Annotated in this window: 7 protein-coding genes and 2 pseudogenes; 2 read left to right on the top strand and 7 right to left on the bottom strand. The window is 47.2% G+C overall.

What is annotated here, in order from left to right; all coding sequences use genetic code 11:
• The first annotated feature begins 324 nt into the window (after nt 1-324).
• The gene (locus tag L0156_24980; protein MCI0606253.1) at nt 325-555 is read left to right on the top strand and encodes a hypothetical protein; all 231 of its coding nucleotides are present in this window, start codon (nt 325-327) and stop codon (nt 553-555) included.
• Nucleotides 556-710: 155 nt separating this feature from the next.
• On the opposite strand, the pseudogene L0156_24975 reads toward L0156_24980, so the two are convergent.
• The 5 genes and pseudogenes from L0156_24975 to L0156_24955 form a co-directional block, all read right to left on the bottom strand.
• A pseudogene (locus L0156_24975) lies at nt 711-2,085 on the bottom strand (FAD-binding oxidoreductase).
• A 107-nt stretch (nt 2,086-2,192) separates the two neighbouring features.
• A complete protein-coding gene (locus L0156_24970) occupies nt 2,193-2,765 on the bottom strand; it encodes a hypothetical protein (GenBank protein MCI0606252.1) in 573 nt (190 codons plus the stop codon).
• A gap of 235 nt (nt 2,766-3,000) precedes the next feature.
• The gene (locus L0156_24965) at nt 3,001-3,378 is read right to left on the bottom strand and encodes a hypothetical protein (GenBank protein MCI0606251.1); all 378 of its coding nucleotides are present in this window, start codon (nt 3,376-3,378) and stop codon (nt 3,001-3,003) included.
• Nucleotides 3,330-4,937 (bottom strand): sigma 54-interacting transcriptional regulator, encoded by a 1,608-nt coding sequence (locus tag L0156_24960; protein ID MCI0606250.1) that lies wholly within the window; start codon nt 4,935-4,937, stop codon nt 3,330-3,332. Before L0156_24960 ends, L0156_24965 begins: the two co-directional genes overlap by 49 nt.
• 84 nt (nt 4,938-5,021) lie before the next feature.
• Nucleotides 5,022-5,603 (bottom strand): TetR/AcrR family transcriptional regulator, encoded by a 582-nt coding sequence (locus L0156_24955; GenBank protein ID MCI0606249.1) that lies wholly within the window; start codon nt 5,601-5,603, stop codon nt 5,022-5,024.
• A gap of 142 nt (nt 5,604-5,745) precedes the next feature.
• Here L0156_24955 and L0156_24950 point away from each other — a divergent pair, with 142 nt between their 5' ends.
• Nucleotides 5,746-6,144 carry a VOC family protein gene (locus L0156_24950; protein ID MCI0606248.1) on the top strand — a complete coding sequence of 133 codons (399 nt, stop codon included), beginning with the start codon at nt 5,746-5,748 and terminating at the stop codon, nt 6,142-6,144.
• 377 nt (nt 6,145-6,521) lie between these two features.
• On the opposite strand, the gene L0156_24945 is transcribed toward L0156_24950, so the two are convergent.
• Both L0156_24945 and L0156_24940 read right to left on the bottom strand, forming a co-directional pair.
• Entirely contained in the window at nt 6,522-6,704 is a 183-nt protein-coding gene (locus L0156_24945) for a hypothetical protein (protein MCI0606247.1), read from the bottom strand.
• A gap of 378 nt (nt 6,705-7,082) precedes the next feature.
• A pseudogene (locus L0156_24940) lies at nt 7,083-8,398 on the bottom strand (serine hydrolase).
• Between the last annotated feature and the right edge of the window lie 946 nt (nt 8,399-9,344).

Here is a 9,344-nt window from a genome sequence, read left to right as displayed (position 1 = left end):
CCGGGAAGCCTTGGGAGCTCATTGATTCCACAAAATGCACGCGGTTTCCCAGCGCGACTATGGTAGAAAATTAAAGTTGAAGCAAAACAATTTTCGCTAACCGCGCCATAAGGTTCCGTTAGTTTCTTTCCTCAACGAGCCCCCGCACTAATCGCGAAACAGGTAGAGCTTGTATTCCCGGGTGATCCGTCCCGGCAGCGCCCTTCCGCGTCGCTACTTGACGTCTGTATACTCACTAGACATTGCCAACCATTGCACTTCCATATCACCCTCCTCATATTCCGCACTTTCGGCAACGAACTGTTTTACGTAAGGTTTTTCGAAATGCTCGCGAAGTGCGTCTATGTCTCGCCATACTTCATAAATAACGAAAAGATCCTGATCAAAGATCCCGGTGAATATGAAACTGCAGCACCTCCGGCTCGGTTCTGGTTTTTCGGAGATCAGAAATCATTCGTTTTTCCAACGCATCGGCTTGACCTTGCTTCCCCGGTGCCTGGCAATGACACAATATGGGCCGGTTTCTCCTGGCGACGGTTCCGGCAGCTTTGGTAAAACGATTAGCATATAGCACTTCTCCAATCAACTAGCTTTACGTCCTTAACATCGAGAGCAATCCTTTGGTCTCGCTGTACTAATGCAAAATATAAATACGCTATGGGCTCCACAACTTCCAACATCGGAGACCGTCAGGTGCCGACTGGGAGGTTCTATCGTGGTTTAATGTTTTGATTCAAGTGAAATACATTTTCCGGATCATACTTTGTTTTAATCTGTACGAGCCGATCGTAATTCGCGCGATACGCGGAAGCAACGCGGTCACGTTCCTCTTCTGTCATGAAGTTGATATAGGCGCCCTTAGATGCATACGGAGCAACCGCTTGAAAGAACTCGCGCGCCCAGCCAATACAAAATTTGTCGTCTGCAGCGTTGTCCCACCTGCCGTGAACATTGAGCACAAATTTTGTGTCTCGATTTCCGTATGCCATGGCATCCGGCGGAACGCTGTTGGCCGCGCCAGAGAGGAGTGCAAGAAAGATCTCACATTGCGGCGAAGTTAGCTGACTTGCGTATTCGATCATCATATCGATAACGTTGTCGTTGATTTCTATAAAATTATGGGATTTCCAATAATTTCTTGCGCCTGCAGTGAGCAATGGATCAAAAGATTGCTGCCACAGTACGTAAGGCATTGGTCCCGCATGCATGCCCAAAACCTTCCCAAAGCTGCGGAGCGGCGAGATTCGTTTCTCGCCTGTGGCGACATCGCCGGCGTAAAAACAGCCAGAAGACAACATCTTTGCCGTGAACATCCTCAGGGAGAAATGGTAAAGGAGGAGCCTTGCGCATGATGATCCAAACATTCAGATCTTCAGGTGCTGATAAAATGAATTTACGATAATGATCGAGTACTTGTCTTGCCTCTTGCAGTGGAAAAACAATCAGACCGGCAAAAATTTCCGGGCCGACCGGGTGAAGTTTGAATTCGAACTGTGTAACAACCCCAAAATTTCCACCTCCGCCTCGAATCGCCCAGAACAGGTCCGTGTTTTCGGTCTCACTCGCCTTTTTCTGACTCCCATCTGCGACGATTACATCAGCGGAGATCAGATTGTCCACAGACATTCCATACTTTCGAGTTAACCAGCCGAAACCACCACCAAGCGTTAAACCAGCAATTCCTGTAGTCGAATTGATTCCTAGCGGCGTAGCTAAGCCATGTGATTGTACAGCGGAATCGAAATCGTGAAGGGTTGCGCCTGCCTCAACATAAGCGCGTTTCTTTTCCGCTTCAACGCGAACATTCTTCATCGTAGAAAGATCGATCATCAGGCCATTGTCACATACGGCATTTCCTGCAATGTTGTGTCCTGCACCGCGAATGGATAATTCAAGTCTGTTTTCACGGGCATACGCTATCGAATGCACAATATCGGAGGATTCTGCGCAGCGAACGATCACTGCGGGGTAGCGATCGATCATTGCATTCCAGATCTTGCGCACTTCATCGTAATTCGGGTCCTCGGGAAGCACTAATTGCCCCTTTAGTTGGTTTCTAAGGCTGTGTGCATTATGTCGAATCATTTTTTTCTCCTAAAAACAAACACAGATCGTGCCAAAACCCGCACGCGGCTCGCTCCGGGTCAGGTATGGAGCAGGCCGCGGGCGGAAAGAACCTGGACGCGATGGACTTAGTCGCTGACGTCGAACATGACGCCAGTGAAGAGCAGCGCTCCGGATACGCCGTCACGATCGAAAGACCTGATCGCAACTACGGGGTCAGCGAAGTAGATTCGCAGTGCGTTTAACTGAGCCACCTTGCATGGGTTACCAACGCCGGCACCAACGGCACCGCAAGACGTTTCACCGGTTACTGCGTTTGCTGGAGCGCCAGTCGTGAAGAGACCGAAGGCCTTGGTGACGTCCATCCCCTTGAGCTTGAATTTCGCGCTGCCGAACAAGTCCGTAGTGAAGTCGCCGATCCAGGTTGACGGAACCCGGTTCGCTGTCGCAGTCACGGACAAGAATACGTTGAACCTAAGGTTGGGAGGCGCGTTGTTCACCGTGATTGTCAACTGTTTTCCTTGAATCTTGAGGTCCCCGGTGGCGCCGGCACCATCACCTGTGCCGATGAGCGGGATCACCATCTGTGACTTTGCTTCTGCTGCGCTGGCGTGGCTAACGAACATTGACATTGCCAATAACGCTAGTGCAACAACTCTGATCACTACACATGCGTACACAAAACGATTTTTATCTTTCATGTTCTAATCTCTCCTTTTTTTCTTGCAACCGGCCTGGAGCAATCGGCATGCCAGGTAAACGCTTTGAAAATGTTGGGACACCCAAATCTCAGCGTGCGCCATCTCCGGGAGAATTTTCCAGCTGTGGTGAAAATGGCGCAAAAATGGTGAGGGCGTATTTTCTGCGCTTGTGCAGCTCACGAAAATTCGTGATGCTACTAGATATCGTATGACCCCTTCGCGAGAATTCGTGAATTCAGTACGGCCGCTTTATTTGGAGAGCCTTCATTCGTGAGGAAAGTGTGGTTGATGGGAGTCCAAGAAGCTTTGCTGCGCCATTTTTTCCCGAAACGCGCCAATCGGATCGAGTTAGCGCTCTAACGATATTTTGTCGTTCCAGATTTTCTATTTGAGCGGTGTCGAGGATTTCATCTAATTCAGTAGAAACTATGTGTTGTTCGGAAATGTCATCTTTGGGTTGAGGCAGGCAATCCTCCAGATTGATTTGTCCGTTATGGGAGATAATTACCGCCCGTTCTATGATGTTTTGGAGTTCACGTACATTGCCGGGCCATGCGTAGGCTTTCAGCCTGCGTTTGCAATGAGGAGTGAGTGGATTGATTTGTTTATCCATTTTATGCGCCGCGACTTTTGCGAAGTGTTGCGCAAGTAGAAAGACATCTTCGCCCCGTTCTCTGAGCGGCGGCATTTCGATTGGGAAACGTTCAAACGATAATAGAGATCTTCGCGGAATTTTCCCTTATCAATCGCCTCAGTAAGATTGCGATTCGTTGCTGCAATGATTCGAACATCCACTTTTTGAGTAGTTGCACTTCCTACCGGCTCAAACTCACCTTCCTGAAGAACACGGAGAAGTTTCGATTGAAGATCGACCGGTATTTCGCCTACTTCATCTAGAAACATGGTCCCGCCGTTTGCGAGAGCAAATCTTCCCGTGCGCTTTCCAGTCGCGCCGGTGAATGCGCCTTTTTCGTGTCCAAAAAATTCACTCTCAATCAGCGATTCGGGAATCGCGGGACAATTCACTTTGATTAGCGGTGCTTCCTTACGGCGACTGGCAGCATGAATGGCACGAGCGATGACTTCTTTTCCTGTCCCCGTCTCGCCTGTAATCAGAACACAAGCATTACTGTTTGCAACTTGCTGAACTTGTTGTAAAACTTTGAGCCACGCTTTGTTGTTTCCGATTAAATCTTTAGAGCCTTCAAAGGAACTGAGCTCTTCGAGCAAATATTCTTTTTGTGAAGTAAGTGCTGCAATTTGGCGTTCAGCCTCGATCTGATCACGAATATCCCGCAAGATGATCGTAAAGAAGCTTTTTCCGTCAAGAAGATAGCGAGATAAGCTCCCTTCAGTCATAAAGTCCTGGTCTTGGTTAGCCAGGATTTGAAAACCGCCTGGTACCCAGAAATAATTTTCACGGACCTGACTTTTACGCAGATCTTCTGTCAAGCGGATTAACTTATTGCCGCTTGGTTCCGTCAGCAGAGAAGTGATGGGACGCCCAATCAATTGTGAACCTGATTTCCGAAATATTTTTTCTGCAGAAGGGTTTACATGAATGATCTTGAGATTCTCATCCAATTCAAGAATTGCATCCATCGCAGTGTTAATGAGCAACGATAGTTTTGTTTCTCTATCTCGAATCTGGCTTTCGGCTTGAATACGCTGTAATTCCGCTGCGGCTCGGGCTGCAAAAATAAGAAAAAGATTTAAAGTGCGCGGTTCCTTCGGCATGGGCTTTGTATCCAGGACGGCAAGATGGCCAAGGATACGTAATTCCTTATCCATCAAAGGAATGCCGAGATAACTTACGGCCCGAAAGGGTTCCACATAGGGATCGTTGGGAAAGAGGCTCGCGATGTCATCACCGACGTGGTATAACTCACGATTCTGAATGGTCGTCTCGCAGGGAGTGTCAGCAATTTCGTAGGTGAAATTGGGAAGACAATCTGTTTCGAACCAAAAAGCCAACGCAGTCAATGTGCGTTGTTTTTTGTTGTATTCTGTAACCCATGCTCCAGCAGTCCCTAGCACTTCACACAACCGGGTGACTAAGGCACGGAAAAAGTCCTGCCCCGTTTCCTGAACGGTGCCTTCCAGAATCAGACGTATTGCCGCATCATCCGCAAGATCTCCGCGAAAAATAACCGTATCAGCGCAGCGCTTCATAGCAGCCTCTGGTTTGTGCTCTCATTCTAACTGACCCAATAGGATTTTAATCTAAACGGTTGTTCTGTTATTCAATAAAATTTTTTATTTCAAAGCTGCAATAGTCGCCTTAACGGATTGGCGCATCTCCTTTTTACTCAAAACCTTCGCCAGACTCAGCAATCCAGTCGAATATCCCACAAGAACCTTCGCACGTTCACGCGTATCTGCATCTTTGGGTATTTCACCCAACGCTTTTGCCCGTAAGAGTGCCGCGTGAAAATCTCTTTCCACTCTCTTAAGGTATTTATCCAGAATTGCGGTTGTCCGTTTATCCTTCTTCGCTCCAAGCTCTGCAATCGTATTACATAGCAGACAGCCATTGGATGATCGACCGCTCTTTATTCGTAAAACCAATTCCATTAGCGTAGTTTCGATGGCTTGAATGCCCTGGTCTGAATCCCTGAGTCTGCTATAAAAAGGAACGGCCACTTTCTCATAGTACGCTTGGAGCGCTTGCACAAACAGTTCATGTTTGCTCTGAAACGTCTGGTAAAGTGAGAATCGATTGATTCCCATCGTAGCGACGAGATCCTGCATAGATGTGGCTTCAAAACCTTTATCGCGAAAGACCATCATCGCCTTATTCAATACTTCTTCTCGATCGAATTCTTTGTTCCGCGGCATTGGTTCTGTCGACTTTGCTGATTATAAACGATCGTTCTGAATTGTCAAACGTTCTTACTCAAACCAACTTCTGATAATCTATCTCTGTCCTCTTCCAGGACTTCGGATAGAAACTTATACATTCGGCATAAAGAGAGCATCCATGAGCAGACACATCGATTCCACAGAACAACTTGTGACAGAAATAGTCGTCAGAGACATTAAGCGTTCTACGCATTTCTATCGTCTGCTGGGGTTTGAGCTTCTTCGTGATGGGGGCGACTTTGTGGAGCTCACTTGGGAAGATCACCGTCTCTTTCTCGCGGAGATCTCAGCCTTCGGCGAAATTGATCATTCAGGTTTGCCGCTCCCTCCAACGTTTCCTGCCGCTAACGTAAGAGTGATGGTTCCTAACGTTGATCACTACTGGAACCTGGCGAAGGAAATCGGTGCGAAGGTCATCGTTCCAATTGCCAATCGGTATTACGGTCTTCGTGATTTCACAATTGCAGATCCAGATGGCTTTGGCGTTCGGTTTGCGACTGCACTGCACGAGCGATAGCCACGCGTTTTCTTGGATTCTCGGCTGCAAGAAGTATTGGAAGATTTCCTTGATATAAAGCCGCCCGGCTATCATCGTTTTGCTGGGGGAAGCAGTGCAAAGCGGGCCGCCTTTGCTCGGCGCACTGCGGCGCGCTTATCTCCGGCGTTCGGCCGCTTGAATCCACAGGTTTGCAAATAATGACTATCAGTGCTTGAAAAGAATTTCTAAATTAACGAACATAATGATGAATATGCTCGATCCGGTTGAATCCTTGATTCTTGATCTTCTAGAGTGGATCGGTTCACATTCGCGCCCATATTCGGAGGTGATGGAAGCCTGGCGGACCTCATGCCCACGCCTACCTGTCTGGGAAGAAGCTAATAGCCGAGGTTTCATCAACTATGAACACCGGGAAAGTGTTGGGAGCATCGTTTCTGTGTCTCCATTGGGGCGGGCTTTTCTTTCAGAACGGCGGCCACGTTCAGCTCTTTTACTGCAAGAGTCACCAGTCGCAACGGTCCGGGCATGGATCCGAACTGCACAAGTCCCCATTTGTGCACACCGACCCAATGGGTCAAAAGGTTGGACTAAAGGTGATTCGATACCTTGAATAATCACCGCACTCACACCTGCGATGGCGAGATTTCGAATGTTGTGCTCAATTTTTGGTTCGGTGCTGCGCCGTAGAGGACGGCGATTTTCAATCCAGATTAATACGACAAGTGTTCCGAGGCTTAACGCTAAGCGCACAAATGATTTCAAGATAAAAGGATAATAGCAGTGCAAAAAACTCAGAGAGACAAATCCACAAATCAAAGTCCTGTTCATGTCCGGATACACAAAAGATAACATCCGCGATAATCTTGGACTCGACAACGTCCCTTTTCTTGTCAAGCCAATTTCGGCAGATGACCTGCTCAATAAAATACCGCAGCTTCTGGACAACTGACGCAGTCTTACTTGCCAGCTTGCTCAAGAATTTTGAGATGTTCTGCCGCGCCTTTGTTCTCGGGGTCTATCTCAAGCGAACGCTTAAGATTCACGATAGCCAGGTTCTTGTCGCCAATGGCCTCGTATCCCATCGCCAGATGGTAGTAGGCGTTGCTGCTGTTCGGATAAATACTCAGATTTAATTTGAATATCTCAATTGCCTGTTTCTTTTGCCCGCGTTGCAGCGCATATTTCGCGAGCTCAATAACTTTCGCTTCCCCCACGTCGAATCTTGGGAAACTCTTGCGTACATTATTCACAAGTTTGAACGCTTCTTCAGAATTCAGCTTCATCAAATCGGGCTGGATTGCTCTGATCGTAGCAGGAACGTCACATAACAAACCGGCAATATCATAGGCAACGCGAATGCCGCCATCATCGCCGGCGTTGCATATCGCAATGACGGTGATATGGTCATCCGGGAGTCTTTGCAGTGACGACGAGAATGCGGTAATTCCGCCGTCATGATACATTCTGGGATGAGTCCCTAGTTTGTTAATCCACCATCCATAACCATAATCACGTTTGCCTGGTGTGAATATTTCCTTGATAGTCTCCTGTTTCAGTATCTTTTCTGTTGAGAATGACTGCTCCCACTTCAATAAGTCCTCAACCGTTGAGTACAACCCGCCTATCGAGAAAAGAATTTGCATATTTTGGTATTCTGAGTTGTAAAGGATGCCGCTTTCCCCTACGTAGTAGCTTGATGCGCGGTTTTTTACAACGGCATCATGATCATCAAATTCAGTATCTTTCATACCAAGCTGGTAAAAAATATTTTCGCGCAAATATTCTGCATAGGTTTTACCGGAGGCTCGTTCGATAATTAACCCCAGCAAATAATAGCCGGAATTGTTGTATTGAAATTGTTCCCCCGGTACGGATTCAAGTGGCTTATCACGAAATGTATTCAGAATTTCTGCATGAGAGTGAGGAAGCAGGAGGAATGCCCCGGATGCTTCGGTAAGGCTCGTAAAATTTACGAGCCCTGAAGTGTGGTTTAAAAGATGCCTAATCGTAATCGGCTGCCAGGCTGTCGGACAACTTTCGATATACGGGCAATGGAATCATCGATGTTCAGTTTTTTACGTTCTTGCAATTGCAGAATGGATGCTGCCGTGAATTGTTTGCTGACTGAGCCGATCCTAAATTTCGTATTCGGATTGTTCGGCACATTCAATTCATAGTTTGCCATTCCGTAACCTTTGCTGATGATAGGTTTTCCATCCCGCGCTACTAAGACTGCACCGCTGAAATGATCAAACTGAACAGCATTGGCCATATATTCGCTGACCATGGAAACTATTTGCGCGTCGCTTCGGATTTGTAGATTCTGGGTATTGGTCTCGATAGCAATTGCCGCAAAACACAGGATTGCCAGGGTAACTCGCACAGTCATTTTCTCGATTCTTCGTTTCATGTCCTCCATATGACTTAATGAATCTTGAGAAGGTTGCGACCATCGCACACACCATCGCGGTAGGTGGGCGGCATTTTCGTTGTCAGCAGTGTTCATCAACGCTCACCTGAACGTTGAGTTTTCAGTGATTCAGACGACAGCTTTTTCAAGAAAAATAGGAAAGTGTTCGCATTAGAAGAGACTGTTTTGAAGGTGAGACTATGGCAAAAAATTCAAAGAGCGCCCGGATAAAAGTTTCTTTGATTAATCCAGACAGGATCTGAGCAAGGATCTCGTAGCGATTGTAAAAGAGACCTGAGTCGTTTCATCCGTCGCGGACGCGACAGACGCGCGCACAGAGTAGACACCGGGGCCGGGAAGTTTTTCGTCCTACTGTGATTTTAATCAAAATATTTCCGCATTTTTAACCATAAGACTTCCACCTTCTCGACGAGAGGCTGTTAACCATAAAATTTCCATTGCCTCCCAAAATTAACCAAAAGATTTCCATTACATGAGTGTTAGTGTCTCGTTGAGCTTTTCAAAGTAGGACGTCATTTAAAACGAACTGGATGAAGCCGCTGCGGATGAAATCGGTCAACTGGTGGAAAAGCTGGATGAAGACGATGATGTCCAGGCTGTGTTCCATAACATGCGATAAGCCACTTTAAGCAGTTTTCACGCGTCCAGATTGGCTTGTTGATGAGGGTTGCTCATCTAAGGGGGCAGGGTGTCGTACTACTCTTTCCAGATTGGATTTCAACTCGCTCACGGAAGGGAATCGGGAAAGCGGATTCTTTTCGAGCGCTCGTAGTATTACACTTTCGAT

This window comes from bacterium, from assembly GCA_022616075.1.
Lineage (GTDB): Bacteria > Acidobacteriota > HRBIN11 > JAKEFK01 > JAKEFK01 > JAKEFK01.
Note: the sequence above shows the minus strand (reverse complement) of the source record. Positions and strands in the feature narration are given on the sequence as shown.

Coding starts and splice junctions, on each gene's coding strand:
- L0156_24965 (MCI0606251.1), bottom strand. CDS start 3,378: ATGGATAAACAAATCAATCCACTCACTCCTCATTGCAAACGCAGGCTG.
- L0156_24970 (MCI0606252.1), bottom strand. CDS start 2,765: ATGAAAGATAAAAATCGTTTTGTGTACGCATGTGTAGTGATCAGAGTT.
- L0156_24960 (MCI0606250.1), bottom strand. CDS start 4,937: ATGAAGCGCTGCGCTGATACGGTTATTTTTCGCGGAGATCTTGCGGAT.
- L0156_24955 (MCI0606249.1), bottom strand. CDS start 5,603: ATGCCGCGGAACAAAGAATTCGATCGAGAAGAAGTATTGAATAAGGCG.
- L0156_24950 (MCI0606248.1), top strand. CDS start 5,746: ATGAGCAGACACATCGATTCCACAGAACAACTTGTGACAGAAATAGTC.
- L0156_24980 (MCI0606253.1), top strand. CDS start 325: ATGCTCGCGAAGTGCGTCTATGTCTCGCCATACTTCATAAATAACGAA.